This is a genomic window from Streptomyces sp. NPDC020681 (assembly GCF_044334895.1).
Lineage (GTDB): Bacteria > Actinomycetota > Actinomycetes > Streptomycetales > Streptomycetaceae > Streptomyces.
Window position 1 is genome coordinate 283,804 of record NZ_JBIRTX010000009.1, and the last position, 21,630, is coordinate 305,433.

The window sequence follows — 21,630 nt, forward strand, 5'->3', positions numbered from 1 at the left end:
AGGTTGAGGAAGGATCTTCCTCAGCCGATGAGGTTGGGGATCTCCTGCACCCCGTACCAGAGCAGCTCGTGGTCCTCCGCACCGTCCACCGTGAACCGGGCGTCGTCGTCGCCCTGGTCCGCCGCGCCCAGCGCATCCGCCGCCGCGGTCACATCGCCCACCGCGTCGTCCGCGTCGACATGCACCGCGGCCGCCTTGGCCAGCGGCACCGCGGCGTTGATCCGCACCTCGCCGAGCCCGATCGCGTCGAGCACCTGGTCGGGATCGGAGGTCGCGTCCTGGTCGCGTACGTCGACGGCCACGACGACCCGCCGCCTGGCCACCTCCGGGTCGCCGGCGAGCAGCCGCAGCGACGCGGCCGCGGCCCGGCTCAGCGCCGCGTACTCGAGCTCCTCGATGTCGTCGGAGACGTACCACTCGCGCAGTCCCGGCGTGACGGCATAGGCGGTCAGCGGGCCGGGGCCCAGTTCGCCCGTCTTGTGCGCCTCTGCGAGTCCGGAGAGGGTCAGGGGGACGTAGACGCGCATGGCTGGCCGCTTTCGTAGTCGGGAGACGCCCTCAGGATACGTGCGAGGTCCCCCTTCGGGCTGCCACTCCGGGCCTTGCGGACCGTCCACCGGGGACACATCTGATCTTTGCCCGCCAAGGCCCGAGGAGCCCTCTCGTCACTCTGATAGGTGATCTTCCGGACCGCCCGGCTCCCGGCGGCTCACGCTTTGCGGACGCCCGTCCCCGCCCCGTAGAAGATCACCCATCGAAGTTACCGCCCGGTACTGAACCGGGCCCGGCACATCGGGGGCGATCTGCATGAACAGGACCCGGCCCGCGGGGCGACACGACCAGCGCCGGCCCGCCGCCGTCGCGGCAGCCGCGACGGCACGCGCACGGCGGCAGAACAAACCGCACTACTGGTTCGCCGACCGACTCCTGGCGGTGCTCAGCGGCCGTCGCCCGGTCCACTGGATGCTCGGGCACACCGTCGGGGAGGCGTACGAGCAGCTGGTACAGCTCGCACCGGGCGCACCGCTGCGGCCCGCGGAGCGCGTGACACCGGTCGTCCGGCACTGCGGCGAGTACCACCCGGGCCCGGGCGTGATCGAGGCCTTCGCCCGGATCGGCTCGGGCGACCGGGTCAGCGCGATGGCCTTCCGCCTGGAACAGGGCGCGGACCAGCGCTGGCGGTGCTCCGCGGTCGAACTGGGCGGTGAACGCGTCCCGGTCGCAGCCGGCCCGGCCGTCGACTGAGGGCCAGAACACGGGGCGGAGGGCGCGGCGGCCAAGCCCTGCACGGCCGCCCGCTCAGTCCGAGGTCACACCGAGCCGTGCCGCCTGCCCCTCCTGGACCTGCCGCGCCACTTGAAGGAAGTCCAGGATCGTCGCCAACTGCTTCTCGTCGTAGCGGCTCAGCGCCTCCGCCGCGGCCGCGCCGACCGGCAGATAGACCTCGGCCTCGGCCTTGCCCGCCGCCTCTGTCGCGGTGACCAGTACGCGCCGACGGTTGGCCGCGTCGCGCGTACGGGCGACGAGCCCGGCCCGCTCGAGCCGGTCGATGACCGTCGTCGTGGCGGCCGGACTGAGCTTGAGCGCGGTGCTCAGCTCGCCGGCCGAGAGCGGCCCCCTGCCCAGCACCAGGTCGAGACAGCGCAGGTCAGTGCGGTTCACGCCGAGCCGGGTCGCCGCGGCCTCGTCGAACGCGTCGAAGCTCTGCTGCAGCGACCGCAGCTCCTGCGCGACCTGACCTATCAATGCTTCTTTCGACATTCGAATCTTTCTGGTATCGTAAGTTTCGTCAGTCGTAAGGATAACACCCGGAGGGCAGAGCCATGATTACCAAGCAGCACAAGAGCGACGGTCGCACCGCGAGCGACAGCCACATCCGAGACCTCTTCCAGCGCTTCATGCAGACCTGGACCGACGGCGACGCCGAGGCCTTCGGCGCCTGCTTCACCGAGGACTCCGACTACGTCTCGTACGACGGCACACGCGCCGTGGGCCGCGCCGAGCACCAGGCCAACCACGACAAGCTGTTCCGCGGGGTCCTCACCGGCTCCGCGCTGGTCGGCGAGATCGAGGACATCCGGTACGTCACCCCGGACGTCGCGATCGTCTACGGCACCGCCTCGGTACTGATGCCGTGGCGCTCCACGCTCCCCAAGCGCCGCCTGTCACGGCAGACCGTCGTCGTGGTGAACACCCAGGACGGCTGGCGGATCAGCGCCATCCACAACGGCCGAGTGCGCCCGGTCACCGTCCCGGCCCCGGACTCCATGCCCTCGCGGATGTCGCAGGCGATGACCCGCATCGCCCGCCGGCTGGGCCTCGGCCGCGCGGCCACCAGCCCCTGAGCCGTACAGAGCACGGAAAACGGCTGGGGCCGGACATCGCAAGCGATGTCCGGCCCCAGCCGTTCAGTCAGTTACTTCTTGCGGCGGCGGCCGCCGCCCTTCTGCGCCTTGCGGCGCTCGGCCCGCGTCATCCCGTCCGTCTCCGAACGGGCCGGCTCGCCGTCGTGCTCGAAGTCGCCCTCGACCACGCCGCCCTCGCCGTCCACCGTGGGAGCGGAGAAGTGCAGCCGGTCCCTGCGCTGCGGAGCCTCGAGCCCCTTCGCGCGGATCTCCGGGCGACCGGCGCCCGCCGGCACGGCGGCCTGCTTGTCCAGCGACGGCTTCTTGGCCGCGTCCTGGACCGGGACTTCCTCGACCTGCTGCTCGACCTGGACCTCCAGGTTGAACAGATAGCCGACGGACTCCTCCTTGATGCCCTCCATCATGGCGGTGAACATGTCGAAGCCCTCGCGCTGGTACTCCACCAGCGGGTCCTTCTGGGCCATCGCCCGCAGGCCGATGCCCTCCTGCAGGTAGTCCATCTCGTAGAGGTGCTCGCGCCACTTGCGGTCGAGGACGGACAGGACCACGCGCCGCTCCAGCTCACGCATGATCTCCGAGCCGAGCTGCTTCTCGCGCTCGTCGTACTGCTCGTGGATGTCGTCCTTGATGGACTCGGCGATGAACTCGGCGGTGATCCCGGCACGGTCGCCGGCCGCCTCCTCCAGCTCCTCGACGGTGGTCTTCACCGGGTAGAGCTGCTTGAACGCGCCCCACAGCCGGTCCAGGTCCCACTCCTCGGCGAAGCCCTCGACGGTCTCGGCCTGGATGTAGGCGTCGATGGTGTCGTCCATGAAGTGCCGCACCTGCTCGTGCAGGTCCTCGCCCTCCAGGACGCGGCGACGCTCGCCGTAGATGACCTCACGCTGGCGGTTGAGGACCTCGTCGTACTTCAGGACGTTCTTACGCGTCTCGAAGTTCTGCTGCTCGACCTGCGACTGGGCGGACGCGATCGCGCGCGTCACCATCTTGTTCTCGATCGGGACGTCGTCGGGCACATTGGCCATCGACATCACGCGCTCGACCATCTGCGCCTTGAACAGCCGCATCAGGTCGTCGCCGAGCGAGAGGTAGAAACGGGACTCGCCCGGGTCGCCCTGACGGCCGGAACGACCGCGCAGCTGGTTGTCGATACGGCGCGACTCGTGCCGCTCGGTGCCCAGCACATAGAGCCCGCCGAGGTCGGTCACCTCGTCGTGCTCGGCCTTCACGGCCTGCTCGGCGCGGTCCAGCGCGGCGGGCAGCGCCGCGGCCCACTCCTCGACATGCTCGACCGGGTCCAGGCCGCGCTGGCGCAGCTCCGCCTCGGCGAGGTCGTCGGGGTTGCCCCCGAGCTTGATGTCCGTGCCACGTCCGGCCATGTTCGTCGCGACCGTGACCGCGCCCTTGCGGCCGGCCTGGGCGACGATCGTCGCCTCACGGTCGTGCTGCTTGGCGTTGAGCACTTCGTGCTGGATGCCGCGCTTGTTCAGCTGCTGCGAGAGGTACTCGGACTTCTCGACCGAGGTGGTGCCGACGAGGATCGGCTGGCCCTTCTCGTGCTTCTCCGCGATGTCGTCGACGACGGCGGCGAACTTGGCGACCTCGGTGCGGTAGATCAGGTCCGACTGGTCCTTGCGGATCATCGGCATGTTGGTCGGGATCGGGACGACGCCGAGCTTGTAGATCTGGTGGAACTCGGCGGCCTCGGTCATCGCCGTACCGGTCATGCCGGAGAGCTTGCCGTAGAGGCGGAAGAAGTTCTGCAGGGTGATCGTGGCGAGCGTCTGGTTCTCGTCCTTGATGTCCACCCCTTCCTTCGCCTCGATCGCCTGGTGCATGCCCTCGTTGTAGCGGCGGCCGGCGAGGATACGGCCGGTGTGCTCGTCGACGATCATGACTTCGCCGTCGATGACGACGTAGTCCTTGTCCTTCTTGAAGAGCTCCTTGGACTTGATGGCGTTGTTCAGGTAGCCCACCAGCGGGGTGTTCACCGACTCGTAGAGGTTGTCGATGCCCAGCCAGTCCTCGACCTTGGCGACGCCGGGCTCGTGGATGGCGACGGTCCGCTTCTTCTCGTCGACCTCGTAGTCGCCGGTCTCCTCGATGCCCTTCAGCTGGTTGCCCGCCTCGCCCCGGCTGAGCCGGGTGACCAGCTTGGCGAAGTCGCCGTACCACTTGGTGGCCTGGTCGGCGGGGCCGGAGATGATCAGCGGCGTACGGGCCTCGTCGACGAGGATCGAGTCGACCTCGTCGACGATCGCGTAGTTGTGGCCGCGCTGGACGAGCTCGTCCTTGGACCACGCCATGTTGTCGCGAAGGTAGTCGAAGCCGAACTCATTGTTCGTTCCGTACGTAATGTCGAAGTTGTACTGTTCGCGGCGCTGCGCGGGCGTCATATTCGCGAGGATGCAGCCGATGGACAGGCCAAGGAACTTGTGGACCCGGCCCATCATCTCGGAGTCACGCTCGGCCAGATAATCGTTGACCGTGATCAGGTGGACGCCCTTGCCGGAGAGCGCGTTGAGATAAGCGGGCAGCGTGCCGACGAGGGTCTTGCCCTCACCGGTCTTCATCTCCGCGACGTAGCCGAGGTGCAGCGCGGCGCCGCCCATCATCTGGACGTCGTAATGGCGCTGGCCGAGGACGCGCTTGGCAGCCTCACGGACGGTCGCGAACGCCTCCGGAAGCAGGTCGTCGAGGCTCTCGCCGTCGGCGTAACGCTCCTTGTACTCGTCCGTGAGCGCCCGCAACTCGGCGTCGGAGAGGTTGACGAAGTCCTCTTCGAGGGAGTTGACCTGGTCCGCAATGCGGTGCAGTTTGCGCAGGATCTTGCCTTCGCCTGCACGCATGAGCTTGTTGAAGACGGACACTGAGGTTGGTCTCCTTGCCGATCGGGCCTGGCACTGGGTCGTGTTATGGACACTGGCGCGGGCACGGCAGGTGGGCCCCACCGCAACGGCCATCGTAAGCGAGGACCCCGCCGGCTCGGGAGGTCCACGGTCAGCCAGGCCTGCTGTCGCCTTCCTTGTGAACGCACGGGACGCGCGGAAGGTGCCGGTGAGGTACGAAAAGTGCTCGCATCCGCCCGCGGTCCGAACCAGAATCCGGCCCATGGAGCCCATCACCCTCACCACCGAGCGCCTGCTGCTGCGCACGTTCACGACCGACGATACGGAGGCGGCCTATCTGGCCTGTCAGGATCCTGACATCCAGCGGTGGACGACGGTGCCCTCGCCGTACGAGCGGCAGCACGCCGAGGAGTTCACCGGCCAGATGGTGCCGGACGGCTGGCGCTCCGGGACGATGTGCACCTTCGCGGTACTCCCTCGTGCGGGCGGCCCGCTCATGGCGTCGGTGGCGGTCACCCTGCGCACCTTCTCGGGCACCTGGGAGATCGGCTTCTGGACGGCCAAGGAGTACCGGGGGCAGGGGATCATGGCGGAGACCGTGGGCGCGGTGGCGCACTGGACCTTCACGAGGCTGCGCGCGACGCGGCTTGAGTGGCGTGCGGAGGTCGGCAACACGGGCTCGCGGGCGGTCGCCGAGAAGGCCGGCTTCGTGGTCGAGGGGGCGCTTCGGGGAGCACTGCTGAACAAGGACACGCTCAGGGACACCTGGGTGGGCGCGCTGCTCCCGTCGGACCTGGGCCTGCCGAGCCCGCACCCGTACTTGCCGGCCAGGGACTGACGCAGGGACCGGCGGGCGTTACCGGCAGCGAGACCAGCAGGTGGGCCGACCGGCGGGCGAGACCGGCAGGCGGGCGAAGCCGGGTCGATGCGCAGGTCAGGGTACGGCTGTCAGTGCCGCCGTCTATCGTGCCGGGCATGACCACGCTGCCGCCTCCCGCCGCCGAACTCTCCTCCGACGAGGCCCGCCGCATAGCGCTGCGCGCCCAGGGCTTCCTGGGCGCACCCGACCGACGGGCCGGGGTGCGAGGCGTGTTGCGCCACCTCGGCGCCGTGCAGTTGGACACGATCTCGGTGCTGGCGCGCTCGCACGAGCTGATTCCGTACGCACGGCTCGGCGCTGTCGGCCGCAGGACCGTCGAGGACGCGTACTGGACCGAGGGCCACAGCTTCGAGTACTGGTCCCACGCGGCCTGCATCCTGCCTGTCGAGGAGTGGCCGCACTTCGCGTTCCGCCGCCGCGCCCACCGCGCCCGACCCCAATGGAACCACGGCCTCCCGGACGGCTCCTACGAGTCGGTGATCAAGCAGCTGCGCGCCGAAGGCCCGCTCACCGCCACGGAGTTGGGCGGCGCGAAGAACGGCGGCGAGTGGTGGGACTGGTCCGCGTCCAAGGTCGCCGTCGAGCGCGCGCTGATGTACGGCGAGGTGGTGTGCACGGAGCGGCGCAGCTGGAAGCGGGTGTACGACCTCGCGGAACGCGCCATTCCCGGTGATCTTCTGCATGACGAGCTGGACGACACGGAGTGCCTGCGCCGGCTCGTGCGGCTCGCGGGTCAGTCGCTCGGCATCGGGACCCGGGCAGACATCGCGGACTATCACCGGCTCAAGGGCGAGCAGTTCGACGCCGTGGTCGCGGAGTCCGGTCTGGTGCCGGTCACGGTCGAGGGCTGGGCCAAGCCGGCCTGGGCCGATCCCGAGGCGCTGGCCACCGAACCGCGAGGCCGCCACCGCACGACGCTCCTCTCCCCGTTCGACTCGCTGATCTGGGAACGGGCGCGCACGGAGCGGATCTTCGGTTTCACGCACCGCCTCGAGGCATACGTCCCCAAGCCGAAGCGGGTGTACGGCTACTTTGCGATGCCGCTGCTGTCGGGCGGCAGGCTGCTCGGCCGCGTCGACCCGGCACGCGACGGCTCCACGCTCGTGGCCAAGCATGTCTCGCTCAGCTCGCCGAAGGCCGTGCAGCCGATGGCGCAGGCGCTGCTGGAGGCCGCCGAGTGGGTGGGCTGCGACTCAGTACGGGTCGAACGCGTCGACCGCCCGGAGCTCACCGCCGGCCTGGTCGCGGCCCTTTCCTGAGCACGGCCCTCATCTGATCTCGAGGATCTTCTCCCGCATCGCGTAGACCACGGCCTCCATCCGGGAGTGCAACTGCAGCTTCTCCAGGATGTTGCGGACGTGGTTCTTCACGGTGTTCTCGGAGATGAACAACTGCTTGGCGATGTCGCGGTTGTTCATGCCCGTGGCGACCAGCTTGAGCACCTCCAGCTCCCGTTCGGTCAGCCGGGGCGCGGGCACCAGCCGGCGCTCGTCGGTGCGCTGGATCATCGACTTGAACTCGGTGAGCAGCTTGGACGCCATGGACGGGCTGATCTGCGACTGCCCGTCCGCCACCGCACGGATCGCCGTGGCCACCTCGTCGGTGGAGATCTCCTTGAGGAGATAGCCGGTGGCGCCCGCCTTGATCGCGTCGTAGAGATCGGCCTCCTCGTCGCTGATCGTCAGCATGATGATCTTCGCGCTGGGGGCCACCTCCTTGATGGACGTACAGGCCTCGATGCCGCCGCGCCTGGGCATCCGCACATCCATCAGCACGATGTCGGGCAGCAGGTCGGCCGCCTTGTCGACGGCTTCCGCGCCGTCACCCGCCTCGCCGACGACCTGGATGTCCTCCTCCTGCGCGAGGACGATCTCCAGTCCTCGGCGGAAGAGGGCGTGGTCGTCCACCACGAGGACCCGGATCGGCTCCTTGCGTGAGCCGCCCGGATCCGCATCGCCGACTGCGACGACTGGGTCACCGGCGTCGCCCGCGTCGTCTTGAACCGGCCCGAAGCTGTCCGCCATCGTTCCTCCCCCTGAAGGCAGTGGCCTGAAGGTCATGTGTCGTTCACCAACATCAGTGCATCACGCACTTGTTGGCTTACGACGCCATGCTTTCATGCCCGGACGACACAGTGGTGTTTGTGTGGGTCGCGCTGCTGGTTCAGCAGTCGCGCGATGGTGCCCCTGAGGGCGCACGAGGCGCTCCAGGGGCACCATTCATCTGCTGTGACTCTGCTGTGACGGCAGGGTCAGCCGCCGAGGGCACCTCCGGCGCCGCCCGCCTCGGATCCGGCCAGCGGGTCGGTCTCCAGGTGGATGACGCCATAGTCGTAGGCGTGCCGTCGGTAGACGACACTGGGCTGCTTCGTCTCGGAGTCGACGAAGAGGTAGAAGTCGTGCCCGACCAGTTCCATCTCGTAGAGCGCCTGGTCGAGGGTCATCGGTGCTGCGGTGTGGATCTTCTCGCGGACCACCAGCGGTCCTTCGCCCTGGATTTCGAGCGAGCCGATCCTGGTGGTGGGAACGGATTCCGGCGCCTCTTCGGCGGGCGGCCGGCCATTTGCGTTCAACTCGGCGACGCCGGGGACGACATCGGCCACTTCGGAGGCCGAGATACGGCCGTTGCCTCGACGGGTGTGGCGCTTGTCGTGCTGCTTGCGCAGCCGCGCTTCCAGCTTGCCGGTGGCGAGGTCGAGCGCTGCGTACGGGTCGCCGGCCGCGGCCTCCGCCCGGATCACCGGGCCTCGGGAGTGGAGAGTGATCTCCACGCGGTCGGAGCGGTCGGCCTGCCTCGGGTTGAGCTCCTTGGACACCTCGACGTCCAGGCTGATCACCTTGCCGTCGAGCTTCTGGATCTTGTCCAGCTTCAGCTTCTCGGCCACGTGCTTGCGGAACCTCTCGGGCACCTCGGTCTTGCGGCCCTTGACGACGATGTCCACGCAGAACTCCGTTCCCGGATTGGCTCCGCCCGCTCAGCGGCTGCGGAGCGTCTCCCTTTTGCACCAGACTCCGGTGATCACCGGAGTCTCGGACTTGGCGACTTTCACCTCCTCCTCCCCAGTCGACAAGATCCCCACCCCACCAACTTTCGAGGTTCTCGCATCCTCGAATCCCCGGCCGGAAGCACGACAGTGCATTCGGTGAGCTAGGGACATTCCCCATTCCTCACAACCGAACATAGCTCGCTCGGACGGTTGTCGGCACCCGCTACCAGCGCGTACCTCCGTTCAGGCGATTTTCGTCCCTCACTACCTGCAACGTCGCAAGTTCGCAGTCAGTTCCGGTTTGTTTCGAAAGACAACGGCGGTACTGCGACAACCGCCGCGCTCGGCTGAGCCAATCCGGTAAAGCGCGGGCCGCAGGCCGCGCGCAACGCCCGCGCCGCCTCCGCAAGCGAAGCACCAGTGGTCATGAGATCGTCCACCAGCACCGCCCGGCCGCCCTCCAGCAGCCTCCCGCCACCTGCCGCGACCACCAGGGCACCCGCCAGGTTCGCGACCCTCTGGCGGGCTGTGAGGCCCGCCTGGTCGGCCACTTCACGGCACTGCCGAAGCACCGGCAGCACCCTCGCCTCCGTTCCCGTACGCCGCAGCTCTCCCGCGGCGGCCAGCGCAATCCGCCGCGCCGCATCATGCCCGCGCGCCCGCACCGCACGCCGCGCCGACGGCACCGGCACGAGAAGCAGCGGCCCCGGACTCCGGGCGGCGAAGTCCACGGACAACCGCACCGCACCGGCGAGCGCGACACCGAGAGGCCCGGCAAGCCCCAGTGCACCTCGCTCCTTGTGCGCGAGCAGCACGGCCCGTACCGCGTCGGCGTACGGAGCGGCCGCATGCACCACCGGCAGACCCGCGGGCTCCGGGACCGGCCTCGCCCGTCGCGCCACGGAGCCGTACAGCGCATCCGCACACTCCCCGCACAGCGGCGTACGCGCAGCACCGCATCCACCACATGCGGCCGGCAGCACCAGGCCGGAGATTTCCTGCCACCACCCCCGCATGGCAACAACTGTGCTCGCGGCCGCAGCGCCCCGCCACCCCTGTGGAAAACCGCCCTGTGGAAAACCCGCTCCGGGGCTCTCCAGGCGCGGGCCTATCCCGGGTAGACCGGCGACGAGCCCTTCTCGACCATCGTCTGCCAGTTGGCTCCGGCAGGCAGCCGCACGATGCCGTCGTCCTCGGAGTACGCCACCAGCGGACGGCTCTCGTCGTCCGATGCCGCGACGGCCTTCACGCGGTTGAGCCCAGGCAGCACGCCTGCGGCCGAAGTGGAGCCGTCCGTCTGGATGTAGCGGACCTGCGCAACGCCGCCGGACTCCTTGCCGACCACCACAAGACGGCTGGGACCGGCCCAGGAGACGGCGGTCACCGTCTCCATCTGGGGTGCCGCGGGCCGCAGTTCGGCGATGGACACCACCTGGTTGTCCTTGGGGCCCTGGCGCTCCACGCGGCCGATCTTCAGCGTGGTCTTTCCGTCCTTGGCCAGCAGCAGCGCGATGCGCACGCCATCGGCCGACACCCTCAGCGATTCGATCCGCGCGCCGTCCAGCCCCGGAACGCTGACGCGCTGCGGCGCTCCCGCGCCGGCCGCCAGCCGCAGCAGCGCCGGATGCGCGGGGTCGCGGTCGGCGATCCACAGATCGCCCCTGCCGTCCCAGCTGGGCGCCGACAGCCGGTTGGACTGGGTCGTGCCCCTGCTCGTCACGACGGCCGCGCCCGGCTCGCTCACGGTGGTGATCGACGAAACGTACAGCCTGCTGTGGTCCTTGGAGACCGCTGCCGCCGTGCGCTCGTTGCGGGCCACTGCGACCAGGCTCATCGGCAGCTGTCCGTCGCCGAACGGTCCCGGCACGTTCTCCGGATCGCCTATGTCCTTCGCGCCGCCCGCCAGGACCGCGAGCCGGTTCCTCTCGTCGACGAAGTACTGGTTGATCGAGCTGCCCGAGACATGATCCGGCGCGTAGCCCGCCGCCTGGCTGCTGTTGAGCACGCACAGCTGCGAACCGTCCACCCGCTGCAGCTCCACCTGCTCGATCCGCGTCGAGGTCAGGTCCTTGAGCGTGAACAGGATCTGTGCCGCCATCCTGGTGCACACCTTGCGGCTCACATTGGATGCCTTCTCGTTGAGCGGCACCTTCAGCACGTTCCGGTCGTCGATCGCCAGCGACTTCACGCCCTGCTTGAGCGCCGTACCGCTGGGGAACGGCGACTCCACCACCGGCCGCAACCAGTTCGTCGGCCCGTCCAGCAGCGCCTTCACCGACTGCGTGACGGGATCCATCCGGGTCACCGGATCCAGCCGCTGCCGGATGAAGACCGGATCGGCCACGACGATGTCCCGCCCGGTGGCGAAGTAGTACTTGTTCACCGGGAGATAGTTGCGCTGGAAGTCGGACGCGCCGAGGACCAGCCCCGGCGGGAGATTGTCGATGCGCCACTCCCGCTTGCCGTCCGGCCCGCTCTGCTGCGACAGGTGAATGGTCTTGGTGTAGTCGCTGGGCGTGATCGCCTGATAGGCGTGCTGGGCGTCGACCGTCGCGATCTGCGTGCCGAACAGCTGGTAGTCCATGCCGGGGTTCTCGCGGCTTCCGGGTATGGCCTGTCCCGAGTCCGGAGCGGCCGACAGCACCGTCGTGCCCTCGTCCGGCCGCCACTTCTGCGAGGTCTCCGGAGTCAGATACGTCCGGGCGGTGGCGAAATTGGAGTCGTCGCTGGTCATCGCCTCCAGGAAGCCCGCGACGACCTCGTTGGGCGTCGCGCCCTTCCGTGGCGGCACCGCGTACACCCGCACCTGGGAATCGCCACGCTGGGACGCCTTCACGGCATGGATGTCACCGCTGTCGGGCATCGAAGCGCACCCGGCGAGCAGCACACCGCTGCAGCCGAGGACTGCGCCCGCGCGCACCGCACCTCGACGTCCGTTCCGACGGGGGTCAGCGCCCACGTGTCGTGTCCTCCCGGTCAGAAAATGTCTGTGCCGCGCCGTCGTCCTGGCGCTCTCCCGCCGGACGCGCGACCACGCGCGCGCCATTGCCCGGCAACGCCGCCGGATCCACACCCGAGGGCGCGGTACGCGGTGGCAGCGGACCTCGCGCCGGCACCGGCAGCGCCGAGCGGTCCGACATCGGCTGAACGGGTACGGACGCCAGCCGGTGCCCGTTCGCCTTCGGCCCCGCCACCTCGCCCTGGGCGCGCTCGCGGTTCTGGCGCGAGTCCTCCGGCTCGAGCGGTATCGGCGAACCTCGCAGCGGCTCGTCCGCCGTACGCGGCAGCGTCAGCCGGAACTGCGAGCCCCCTCCGGGCTCGCCCCACGCCTGCAGCCAGCCGCCGTGCAGCCGGGCGTCCTCAACGGCGATGGACAGGCCGAGGCCCGTGCCGCCGGTAGTACGCGCCCGCGCCGGATCCGCCCGCCAGAAGCGGTTGAACACCCGGGTCGCCTCTCCCGGCTTGAGTCCCACCCCGTAGTCCCGCACGGCGACCGCGACGGCTCCGCCCGCGACCGCCATCCGCACCACGACGTCCCGGCCCTCGCCGTGCTCCACGGCGTTGACCACCAAGTTCCGCAGCACCCGCTCCACCCGCCGGGCATCCGCCTCGGCGACCACCGGCTGCTCGTCGCCGATCACCCGTATCCGGGTGCCCTTGCGCTCGGCCAGCGGTTCGGCGCCGCCGATCACCCGCCGTACGACCTCGCGCAGATCTATCGGCTCTGCTTCCAGGGCAGCCGCCCCGGCGTCGAAGCGGCTGATCTCGAGCAGGTCGGAGAGCAGGGATTCGAACCGGTCGAGCTGATCCCCGAGCAGCTCGGCGGAGCGCGACGTCACCGGATCGAAGTCGGCCCGCGCCTCGTGGATGACGTCGGCCGCCATCCGGACGGTCGTCAGCGGCGTACGCAGCTCGTGCGAGACGTCCGAGACGAAGCGTCGCTGCATCCGCGACAGCTCCTCCAGCTGCTGGATCTTGAGCTGAAGGTTCTGCGCCATCTTGTTGAAGGCCTCACCGAGTCTGGCGATGTCGTCCTCGCCGGTGACCTTCATACGCTCCTGGAGACGGCCCGCTGAGAGCCGTTCGGCGATCCCCGCGGCCATCCGTACGGGCGTGACGATCTGACGCACCACGAGCCAGGCAATGGCTCCCAGCAGCACGACCACGAACAGCCCGGCCGTGGCGAGCGTCCCGCGGACCAGGTTGAGCGACTGCTCCTCCTGCGCCAGCGGGAAGAGGTAGTACAGCTCGTACGAATTGCCCTCGACGTCGTTCAGCCGCGTGCCGACCACCAGCCCGGGCTCCGGCTCGTGGTCGTTGTTGTACTTGATCTGGACGTACGTCTCGTACGTGCCCGTGCCCTGGGCGACGGCCTCCCGCAGATCAACGGGGATGCTCGCGAAGTCGACGCTGCCCGACGTCCGGGGACCGCGGCTGGAACCCGCGCGCTCGGAGTCGGCACTGAGCGCCACCACATTGAACGCGCCCTGACCACCGCTGGCGAGCTGCTCCACCAGATCGGACCGCCACGAACTCGTCGCTGTCCTGCCGTCCGCGCCCGCACCGTCCTGCCCACCGGACCCGACCGGCGCGTTCGCCTTCTCCCGCGCCACCGCGAAGCCACCGGCCGCCTGGCTCTGGGCCGCCTTGCCCTTGGCGTCGAGCAGCCCGTTGCGCACCTGGCCGATGACGACGAAGCCGAGGAGCACCACCACTCCGAGCGACATCAGCAGCGTGGTCGCGACCACCCGGAGCTGGATGTTCCGCCGCCACAGCCGTACGGCAGGCAGCAGCGGACGACGCACCCAGCGCATCACGAGCCGGAGCATGAGCCGCCCCGGCTCACCCTCCTGGTGCGGCCGTCCGCCATGCACCAGCCTGCCGATTCGCGAGAACCCACGCCCCGGTCCGGCAGCCCGCCCCGTACGGACTCCCGGCTCCCCGGGCTTCGGAGCAACACTGCCTCGGGACATGTCAGCTCGGCCCGGCCTTGTAACCGACGCCACGGACGGTAACCACAATCTCCGGGCGCTCGGGGTCCTTCTCGACCTTCGAGCGCAAACGCTGAACGTGCACATTCACCAGCCTGGTGTCCGCGGCGTGGCGATAGCCCCACACCTGCTCAAGGAGCACCTCACGAGTGAACACCTGCCACGGCTTGCGGGCCAGCGCGACCAGCAGATCGAACTCCAGCGGAGTCAGCGCGATCGACTGCCCGTCCCGCTTCACCGAGTGTCCGGCGACGTCGATGACAAGATCACCGATCGCCAGCTGCTCCGGCGCGGGCTCCTCCGACCTCCTCAGCCGCGCCCGGATGCGGGCGACCAGCTCCTTCGGCTTGAACGGTTTGACGATGTAGTCGTCGGCGCCGGACTCCAGCCCGACCACCACATCCACGGTGTCGCTCTTGGCGGTGAGCATCACGATCGGCACGCCGGACTCGGCCCTGATCAGCCTGCACACCTCGATGCCGTCCCGTCCGGGCAGCATGAGATCGAGCAGCACAAGATCCGGCTTTGCCTCGCGGAAAGCGGCAAGCGCCTTGTCACCGTCCGCTACGAACGACGGCTCGAAACCTTCTCCACGCAGCACAATCCCGAGCATCTCGGCCAGTGCGGTGTCGTCGTCGACGACAAGGACTCGTCCCTTCATAATCGACATCATCCCATTAGCTAATCGTTACCTGGCGTGACCTGGCACACAGCTCGGCTATTCCGCCCCCGGTGACCGGGGACAACGTGCCCTCCTCGGTGACGATCGCCGTCACGAGATCGGGCGGTGTTACATCAAACGCTGGGTTGTACGTCTGAGTGCCCAGCGGTGCCACAGGCAGCCCGCCGCCCACTCCGCCGGCCGCCGACAGCTGCGGCGCACTCACCTCCGTCACCTCGTGCCCGGCCCGCTGCTCCACCTCTATCGACGCGCCGTCCGGCGTGCTCAGATCCACCGTCGTCGTCGGCGCGACCACGATGAACGGCACATGGTGGTACTTCGCCAGCACCGCGAGTGGGTAGCTTCCCACCTTGTTCGCCACCGACCCGTCCGCGGCGATCCGGTCGGCCCCTATGAGTACCGCATCCACCTCGCCGGCCGAGAACAGGGACCCCGCGGCATTGTCCGTGAGCAATGTGTACGGCATTTCGTTGCGCGCCGCCTCGTACGCCGTCAGACGTGCACCCTGCAGCAACGGCCTCGTCTCGTCCACCCACAGCCGCCGCAGGCGGCCCGCACGGTGCGCGGTGAGCGCCACGGCGAACGCCGTGCCCTCCCCGCCCGAGACCAGCGCCCCGGTGTTGCAGTGCGTCAGGACCCGGTGGCCACCGCCCGGAAGCAGCTCGTCGAGCAGCACCAGCCCGTTCTCCGCCATCCGGGCACTGGCCTCGGCATCCTCCCGGTGCAGCTCCCTCGCGGCCACCAGCGCGGCAGCCGCCGCCTGCTCCGCGCCCCTCTCCGCCGCCGCCCGGTACGCTCCCGCCGCCCTGCGCACCCCGTACGCCAGATTCACCGCGGTGGGCCGCGCACGCTCCAGCAGCGCCGCCGCCTCGTCGACGTCATAGCCCCGCGCTGCGGCGAGAGCCACGCCATAGGCGCCCGCGATGCCCAGCAACGGCGCCCCCCGCACGGCGAGCGTCTGGATCGCCTGCACCAGGGCGGGCACATCGGTGCAGACCAGCTCGACCTCTTCGACGGGCAGCCTGGTCTGGTCGAGAAGAACCAGTACAGGCCCTTCCGGTGGCTCGTCCCAGCGCAGTGCCGGAAGCGGGGGCGGCTCGTCGTCGGCCGGGTTTTGTGCGTACTGATCAGCCATCCGCCCAGTCTGCCCGGTAGGGCTCCGACAATGAAGGTGCGAAGGAGATACAGGCCCCCGCCCACCAGCGGGCTACGCGTGGCACGATGGCTGCCAGCCTGCCACCCCGATACGCGTGCAGGCACCGTGAACGGGCCGGCTCTCCGAGCCGGCCCCACAACCAAGCCATGAGGTGGACGACCGTGAACGACACTCCGGGCTGGGCCTCGCCCGGATCTGCTCCCTCCGACGGACAGGACGCCAGCGTCCCGCGGCCTGCCGAGCCTGCCGACGAGAGCGGTTCCTCCTCGAAGTGGTCCAAGAACCAGCCGGCCCCGGGACAGTGGTCCGCGCCGGTCCCGGAAACGAACCGTGTCCCGGCACCGCCGCCCGCTCCCGGCTGGGGCGGGCAGCCGCACGGCGGCTGGGGTCCGCCGCCCGCGGCCAAGCCCGGCGTCATCCCGCTGCGCCCGCTGGGCGTCGGTGAGATCCTCGACGGCGCCGTGTCGACGCTGCGCGCTCACTGGCGCACGGTGCTCGGCGTCACGGTCACGGTGTCCGTGATCTCCCAGATCTGCGACATCCTGGTCGAGCGCTTTCTGCTTCCCGACCCGCCTGCGGTCGACCCCGACGCCGCCCCGTCGGAGGCCCTGCGGCAGTCCGTGGACTCGCTGCAGTCCAGCCTGCTCGCCATGGGTCCGGCGCTGCTCATCACCCTGATCGCCACGCTCTTCACCACGGCCGTGCTCACCGTGGTCATCAGCCGCTCGGTGCTGGGGCGCCCGGTGACTCTCTCCGAGGCCTGGCAAGAAGCGCGGCCCCGGCTGCCTCAGCTCCTGGGACTGACTCTGCTGCTGCCGCTGATGAGCGCGGGAATCATGACCGTGGCACTGGTGCCCGGCCTGTTGCTGGGCGGCGGTGGAGGCGTCGCGCTCGCCGTGATCGGCGGCCTCGTGGCAGCCCCCGTCATTCTCTGGCTGATGATCCGGTTCGCTCTCGCATCTCCCGCGCTGATGCTGGAGCGCCAGGGCGTCATCCCGTCCCTGCGCAGGTCGGCCAAGCTGGTCCAGGGCGCCTGGTGGCGGACCTTCGGCATCATCTGCCTGACGCTGCTGCTGACCCTGCTCGTGTCGGTGATCATCGCTGTGCCGTTCAGCGTGATCGCGTTCGCGGTGGACGGCACCGGGTTCGGCGACCTGTTCGCCGGCAACGCCCCTGAGTTCGGCTGGCCGTTCCTCATCATCACCGGCATCGGCTCGGTGATCGCGTCCTCCATCACGTACCCGATCTCCGCCGGCGTCACCGTCCTCCTCTACGTCGACCAGCGCATCCGCCGCGAGGCCCTCGACCTCGAACTCGCCCGGGCCGCCGGCGTCCCCGGCTACGGCCCCCAGCCGCCCGGCAGCGACTTCCCCAGGGGCTGATGCGGTGTCCACCACGGGGGGCGTGAACACAGCGCGGCAACTGATTCGCGCAAGCGACGACGTGCCGGTGGACACTCCCCGCATCCCCGCCCGCGAGGCGGCGGAGCGGGAGCTGTCCAAGCTGATGTACCACGAGAACGACCCGAGCCTTCTCCAGCGCGCCCTCGACCGCTTCTGGGACTGGCTCGGCGGGCTCTTCGACGCGGCGTCCGGCGCAGCCCCTGGCGGTCCGCTCGGACTCTTCGTCGTCGTCCTGGTCGTCATAGCCCTGATCGGGGCCCTCTGGTGGCGGCTCGGCACACCCCGCCGCTTCCCCGGCTCCGCGGACTCTCTCTTCGACGACGGTCCCCGCAGCGCCTCCGAACACCGCACCGCCGCCGAGGCCCACGCCGACGCCGGACGCTGGAACCAGGCCGTCCAGGAAAGGATGCGGGCCATCGTCCGCTCCCTGGAGGAACGAGCCCTCCTCGACCCGCGCCCCGGCCGCACCGCCGACGAGGCCGCTGCCGAGGGCGGCCGCTCCCTCCCCGACCACATCGACGGACTACGGGCCGCCGCCAGGGAGTTCGACGACGTCACGTACGGTGGCCGTACCGCCGACCGGCAGGCATATCTGCGCCTGCGGGACCTGGACCTCGAACTGGAGCGCGCCAAGCCCCAATTGACCGGCGCGGCCCAAGGAGCAGCGGAATGACCGAGGTTGCCGCCGCCACCTCCATGTCTCCCACCGGCCGTCAGGTGTGGACCCGCACCCGCGGCCTGATGCTCGCGCTCACCATCCTCATAGTGGCCGGGATCGCCATGGCCGCGCTCCGCTCCGGAGACCAGCACGGCCGCCTCGACCCGCGCTCCGCCGACCGCCTCGGCAGTCGCGCCGTCGCCGAACTCCTCAAGGACCGCGGCGTCTCCATCCGGGTCGTCACCACCCTCGACGAGGCCACCGCCGCGACCGGCCCCGACGCCACTCTTCTCGTCACCAGCCCGGACCTGCTGACGGACAGTCAACAGCGCGCCCTGCACTCCGCAACAGCCTCCTCTGGAGGCCGCACGGTCCTCGTCTCTCCCGGCCTCACCTCCGTCAGCACCCTGGCCCCCGGCGTCCGTAGCGAAGCGGAGGCCCCCGTCTCGGCACGTACACCGCAGTGCGATCTTCCCGCTGCCCGCACCGCCGGCAACGCCGATCTCGGCGGAGAGCGCTACGCCACCGAGACACCCGGCGCCGATGCCTGCTACCCGAGCGGCGGCCGGCCCACCCTCCTGAGGATCGACGCCCCCGGCGATGGCGACACCGTCCTGCTCGGCGCGCCCGACATCCTCTACAACCACCGCCTGGACAAGCACGGCAACGCCTCTCTCGCCCTGCAACTCCTCGGCTCCCGCACTCATCTGATCTGGTACCTCCCCTCGTTCAGCGACAGTTCAGCCGCACAGGACACCGCCGACGGCGATGACTCCTTCTTCGACCTGATCCCCTCCGGCTGGCTCTGGGGCACTCTTCAACTCACCCTTGCCGCCGCACTTGCGGCCATCTGGCGCGCCCGCCGACTCGGCCCCCTCGTCACCGAACGGCTGCCCGTCGCCATCCGGGCCTCCGAGTCGACCGAGGGCCGCTCTCGCCTCTATCGCAAGGTGAACGCACGCGACCGTGCAGCCGCGGCCCTGCGCTCGGCCACGCGTGCCCGCCTCGCCCCGCTCCTCGGCGTCCCGCCGTCCGACGCCCACTCCACCGAGGCACTGATCCCGGCGATCTCCGCCCATCTCTCCACCGTCGACCGGGATGTCACCTCCCTGCTCTTCGGCCCGGCGCCGGCCAACGACGCTGCTCTTGTCCACCTGGCAGACCAACTCGACGCCCTCGAAAGAGAGGTACGCACTTCATGAGCGCCCCGACCCCCGAGACAGCCCTGAGCTCGGACCGCGCCCGCGCCTCCCTGGAGGCCCTGCGCACCGAGATCGCCAAGGCCGTGGTCGGCCAGGATCCCGCTGTCACCGGACTCGTCGTGGCCCTGCTCTGCCGCGGCCATGTCCTGCTCGAAGGCGTACCGGGAGTTGCCAAGACGCTCCTGGTCCGCGCTCTTGCCGCCTCTCTGGAACTCGACACCAAGCGCGTCCAGTTCACCCCCGATCTAATGCCAAGCGACGTCACCGGCTCGCTCGTCTACGACGCCCGCACCGCGGAGTTCTCCTTCCAGCCCGGTCCCGTATTCACCAACCTCCTGCTCGCCGACGAGATCAACCGCACCCCGCCCAAGACCCAGTCATCGCTCCTGGAAGCAATGGAAGAGCGCCAGGTCACGGTCGACGGCACACCGCGCCTGCTCCCCGATCCCTTCCTGGTGGCAGCGACCCAGAACCCCGTTGAGTACGAGGGCACTTACCCCCTCCCTGAGGCGCAGCTGGACCGCTTCCTTCTCAAGCTGACCGTCCCGCTGCCCTCCCGCGACGACGAGATCAGCGTCCTGACCCGGCACGCGGAAGGCTTCAACCCACGCGATCTCCAGGGCGCAGGCGTGCGCCCCGTCGCAGGCCCCGCCGACCTGGAGGCGGCCCGATCCGCTGTCGCCAAGACCTCGGTCTCCGCCGAGATCTCCGGCTATGTCGTCGATATCTGCCGTGCCACCCGTGAATCCCCCTCACTCACTCTCGGTGTGTCCCCCCGAGGCGCCACCGCTCTGCTCTCCACCGCCCGAGCCTGGGCCTGGCTCACCGGCCGCGACTACGTCATCCCCGACGATGTGAAGGCCCTGGCCCTGCCCACCCTGCGCCACCGGATCCAGCTCCGGCCCGAGGCGGAGATAGAGGGAGTCACTGCCGACTCCGTCATCACCGCGATCCTCAGCCACGTCCCCGTCCCCCGCTGAGGCGGCATCCCATGGCCCTCACCGGAAGAACCGCACTCCTCGCCGCTCTCGGCTCTCTCCCCGTGGGCATCCTCGCTCCGAGCTGGACCGGGATGCTCGCTGTCAATGCGCCTCTCTCACTAGCAATCCTGTGCGACTACGCCCTCGCCGCGCCAGTCCGAACGCTCCGATTCACCCGAAGCGGTGACACATCAGTTCGACTCGGTGACAGCGCTGAGGTGCAACTGACCGTCACCAACCCCTCCAACCGGCGCCTGCGCGCCAGCCTCCGCGACGCCTGGCCGCCCAGCAGCTGGCTCACCGGCACAGAACAGGCCCTGTCCCGGCACAAAGTGACCGTCCCCGCAGGCGAGCGCCGTCGCATCACCACCGTCCTGCGCCCCACACGCCGCGGCGACCGCCAGGCAGAACGCGTCACCGTCCGCTCGTACGGACCACTGGGCCTCGCTGCCCGCCAGGGCAACCACAAAGTCCCATGGACCGTCCGCGTCCTGCCGCCGTTCGCCAGCCGCAAACACCTGCCGTCCCGCCTGGCCCGCCTGCGTGAACTCGACGGCCGCACCAGCGTCCTGATCCGCGGCCAGGGCACCGAGTTCGACAGCCTTCGCGATTACGTCCCTGGCGATGACACCCGCTCCATCGACTGGCGCGCCACCGCCCGCCAGACCACCGTCGCCGTACGCACCTGGCGCCCCGAGCGCGACCGCCACATCCTTGTCGTGCTCGACACCGGCCGCACATCGGCCGGCCGAGTCGGTGACGTCCCTCGCCTCGATGCCTCGATGGACGCAGCCCTGCTCCTCACCGCCCTCGCCTCACGTGCGGGTGACCGTGTGGATCTCCTGGCATACGACCGCCGGGTGCGCGCCCAGGTCCAGGGCCGCACCGCAGGAGACCTCCTGCCCTCGATGGTCAACGCTCTCGCTCCCCTTGAACCCGAGCTCATCGAGACCGACGCCCGCGGCCTCAGCGCTGCCGCACTCAGCAGCGCCCCGCGCCGCTCGCTGATCGTGCTGCTCACCAGCCTCGACGCGGCGCCGATCGAAGAAGGCCTGCTCCCCGTCCTCCCGCAGCTCACAAAGCGCCACACGGTGCTCGTGGCTGCGGTGGCCGATCCACATATCCAGCAGATGTCTACTGCGCGAGGCTCTGTCGACGCTGTTTACGACGCCGCGGCCGCCACCCAAACCCAGGCTCAGCGCCGCCGTACGGCAGAACAACTCCAGCGTCACGGCGTCACCGTAGTGGACGCGACTCCGGAAGACCTTGCCCCTGCTCTCGCGGATGCATATCTCGCGCTGAAGGCCGCCGGCCGGCTGTAGGGGTCAGAAAAGGGCCTGAACGCAGGAAAGCCCCGCACCATAAGGTGCGGGGCTTTCCCACAATGATTGTTCGGCGGTGTCCTACTCTCCCACAGGGTCCCCCCTGCAGTACCATCGGCGCTGAAAGGCTTAGCTTCCGGGTTCGGAATGTAACC

General features: G+C 69.6%; 19 protein-coding genes and 1 rRNA gene. 9 read left to right on the forward strand and 11 right to left on the reverse strand.

What is annotated here, in order from left to right:
- Positions 1-20: 20 nt before the first annotated feature.
- Complete coding sequence (locus ACH4YL_RS23355; protein ID WP_398509340.1) at positions 21-527, reverse strand: DUF6912 family protein; 507 nt, start codon at positions 525-527, stop codon at positions 21-23.
- Between the two features lie 280 nt (positions 528-807).
- Between ACH4YL_RS23355 and ACH4YL_RS23360 the strand changes: the two genes are divergently transcribed.
- On the forward strand, positions 808-1,245 hold the full coding sequence (locus tag ACH4YL_RS23360; protein WP_398509341.1) for an Rv3235 family protein: 438 nt from the start codon (positions 808-810) through the stop codon (positions 1,243-1,245).
- Between the two features lie 54 nt (positions 1,246-1,299).
- Here the strand turns inward: ACH4YL_RS23360 and ACH4YL_RS23365 are convergent, their stop codons facing one another.
- Positions 1,300-1,761: a MarR family winged helix-turn-helix transcriptional regulator gene (locus ACH4YL_RS23365; RefSeq protein WP_398509342.1), complete on the reverse strand. Its 462-nt coding sequence runs from the start codon at positions 1,759-1,761 to the stop codon at positions 1,300-1,302.
- Between the two features lie 62 nt (positions 1,762-1,823).
- On the opposite strand from ACH4YL_RS23365, the gene ACH4YL_RS23370 reads away from it, so the two are divergent.
- Positions 1,824-2,345 (forward strand): SgcJ/EcaC family oxidoreductase, encoded by a 522-nt coding sequence (locus ACH4YL_RS23370; protein ID WP_398509343.1) that lies wholly within the window; start codon positions 1,824-1,826, stop codon positions 2,343-2,345.
- A gap of 71 nt (positions 2,346-2,416) precedes the next feature.
- On the opposite strand, the gene secA is transcribed toward ACH4YL_RS23370, so the two are convergent.
- The gene (secA, locus tag ACH4YL_RS23375) at positions 2,417-5,236 is read right to left on the reverse strand and encodes a preprotein translocase subunit SecA (protein WP_398509344.1); all 2,820 of its coding nucleotides are present in this window, start codon (positions 5,234-5,236) and stop codon (positions 2,417-2,419) included.
- Between the two features lie 241 nt (positions 5,237-5,477).
- On the opposite strand from secA, the gene ACH4YL_RS23380 reads away from it, so the two are divergent.
- Together ACH4YL_RS23380 and ACH4YL_RS23385 are read left to right on the forward strand one after the other, a co-directional pair.
- Positions 5,478-6,053 carry a GNAT family N-acetyltransferase gene (locus tag ACH4YL_RS23380; protein WP_398509345.1) on the forward strand — a complete coding sequence of 192 codons (576 nt, stop codon included), beginning with the start codon at positions 5,478-5,480 and terminating at the stop codon, positions 6,051-6,053.
- Positions 6,054-6,190: 137 nt separating this feature from the next.
- Complete coding sequence (locus ACH4YL_RS23385) at positions 6,191-7,354, forward strand: winged helix-turn-helix domain-containing protein (protein ID WP_398509346.1); 1,164 nt, start codon at positions 6,191-6,193, stop codon at positions 7,352-7,354.
- Between the two features lie 9 nt (positions 7,355-7,363).
- Here the strand turns inward: ACH4YL_RS23385 and ACH4YL_RS23390 are convergent, their stop codons facing one another.
- The 7 genes from ACH4YL_RS23390 to mtnA form a co-directional block, all read right to left on the reverse strand.
- On the reverse strand, positions 7,364-8,119 hold the full coding sequence (locus tag ACH4YL_RS23390; RefSeq protein WP_398509347.1) for a response regulator: 756 nt from the start codon (positions 8,117-8,119) through the stop codon (positions 7,364-7,366).
- Between the two features lie 227 nt (positions 8,120-8,346).
- Positions 8,347-9,036, reverse strand: a complete 690-nt coding sequence (hpf, locus tag ACH4YL_RS23395) for a ribosome hibernation-promoting factor, HPF/YfiA family (RefSeq protein ID WP_398509348.1) — start codon at positions 9,034-9,036, stop codon at positions 8,347-8,349.
- Between the two features lie 335 nt (positions 9,037-9,371).
- Complete coding sequence (locus tag ACH4YL_RS23400; RefSeq protein WP_398509349.1) at positions 9,372-10,097, reverse strand: ComF family protein; 726 nt, start codon at positions 10,095-10,097, stop codon at positions 9,372-9,374.
- Positions 10,098-10,189: 92 nt separating this feature from the next.
- On the reverse strand, positions 10,190-12,040 hold the full coding sequence (locus ACH4YL_RS23405) for an LpqB family beta-propeller domain-containing protein (protein ID WP_398509350.1): 1,851 nt from the start codon (positions 12,038-12,040) through the stop codon (positions 10,190-10,192).
- Entirely contained in the window at positions 12,030-14,054 is a 2,025-nt protein-coding gene (mtrB, locus tag ACH4YL_RS23410) for an MtrAB system histidine kinase MtrB (RefSeq protein WP_398509351.1), read from the reverse strand. The genes ACH4YL_RS23405 and mtrB overlap by 11 nt, the downstream gene beginning before the upstream one ends.
- Before the next feature lies 1 nt (position 14,055).
- Entirely contained in the window at positions 14,056-14,745 is a 690-nt protein-coding gene (gene mtrA / locus ACH4YL_RS23415; RefSeq protein ID WP_205375139.1) for an MtrAB system response regulator MtrA, read from the reverse strand.
- Positions 14,746-14,749: 4 nt separating this feature from the next.
- A complete protein-coding gene (gene mtnA / locus ACH4YL_RS23420; protein ID WP_398509352.1) occupies positions 14,750-15,889 on the reverse strand; it encodes an S-methyl-5-thioribose-1-phosphate isomerase in 1,140 nt (379 codons plus the stop codon).
- Positions 15,890-16,071: 182 nt separating this feature from the next.
- Between mtnA and ACH4YL_RS23425 the strand changes: the two genes are divergently transcribed.
- From ACH4YL_RS23425 to ACH4YL_RS23445, 5 genes are read left to right on the forward strand one after another with little or no spacing between them, the layout of a single operon-like run.
- Positions 16,072-17,292 (forward strand): hypothetical protein, encoded by a 1,221-nt coding sequence (locus tag ACH4YL_RS23425; protein WP_398509353.1) that lies wholly within the window; start codon positions 16,072-16,074, stop codon positions 17,290-17,292.
- 4 nt (positions 17,293-17,296) lie between these two features.
- The gene (locus ACH4YL_RS23430; protein ID WP_398509354.1) at positions 17,297-17,986 is read left to right on the forward strand and encodes a DUF4129 domain-containing protein; all 690 of its coding nucleotides are present in this window, start codon (positions 17,297-17,299) and stop codon (positions 17,984-17,986) included.
- Complete coding sequence (locus tag ACH4YL_RS23435) at positions 17,983-19,173, forward strand: DUF4350 domain-containing protein (RefSeq protein WP_398509355.1); 1,191 nt, start codon at positions 17,983-17,985, stop codon at positions 19,171-19,173. The genes ACH4YL_RS23430 and ACH4YL_RS23435 overlap by 4 nt, the downstream gene beginning before the upstream one ends.
- Complete coding sequence (locus tag ACH4YL_RS23440; protein ID WP_398509356.1) at positions 19,170-20,153, forward strand: AAA family ATPase; 984 nt, start codon at positions 19,170-19,172, stop codon at positions 20,151-20,153. Before ACH4YL_RS23435 ends, ACH4YL_RS23440 begins: the two co-directional genes overlap by 4 nt.
- Positions 20,154-20,164: 11 nt before the next feature.
- Positions 20,165-21,475: a DUF58 domain-containing protein gene (locus ACH4YL_RS23445; RefSeq protein WP_398509357.1), complete on the forward strand. Its 1,311-nt coding sequence runs from the start codon at positions 20,165-20,167 to the stop codon at positions 21,473-21,475.
- Positions 21,476-21,543: 68 nt separating this feature from the next.
- On the opposite strand, the gene rrf is transcribed toward ACH4YL_RS23445, so the two are convergent.
- Positions 21,544-21,630 (reverse strand): 5S ribosomal RNA (gene rrf, locus ACH4YL_RS23450); the annotation flags it as partial.